At 36.4% G+C, this 286-nt stretch carries 1 protein-coding gene; it reads right to left on the bottom strand.

Annotation, left to right across the window (positions count from 1 at the left end; genetic code table 11):
• The coding region (locus tag NE473_RS32255; protein WP_256265734.1) for a cyclin family protein at window positions 1-273 on the bottom strand (273 nt) is incomplete at its 3' end.
• Window positions 274-286 lie beyond the last annotated feature (13 nt).

The following is a 286-nucleotide window of genomic DNA, read 5'->3' as shown; positions in this document are numbered from 1 at the left end:
AAGTTCTTTAATTATCTGAAGCCATGTGGGAGCGAACTTCAATACTGACGACTGGGTCAAACTGCACACGGTACTAATCGTCGCCTCCAGATTTGCTATAAATATGTAATGCGCTGCCTGTTCAAAAACCGTAGGGTATAATAATTTTGTAAAAAATGGTGAAAATATCACAGAAAAAATCACAAAAATTACGCCTTCGGCAGCAGCAATCATATTTATCGACCAGAATTTTTTCTTTGTCATAATAAAATTTCTTTGTGCATAATATCCCAAAAGCACACCTGCT

This window comes from Hungatella sp. SL.1.14, assembly GCF_024460495.1.
GTDB classification, from domain to species: domain Bacteria; phylum Bacillota; class Clostridia; order Lachnospirales; family Lachnospiraceae; genus Hungatella; species Hungatella hathewayi.
The sequence above is the reverse complement of the archived record's forward strand: the minus strand, read 5'-3'. Positions and strand labels throughout refer to the sequence as shown.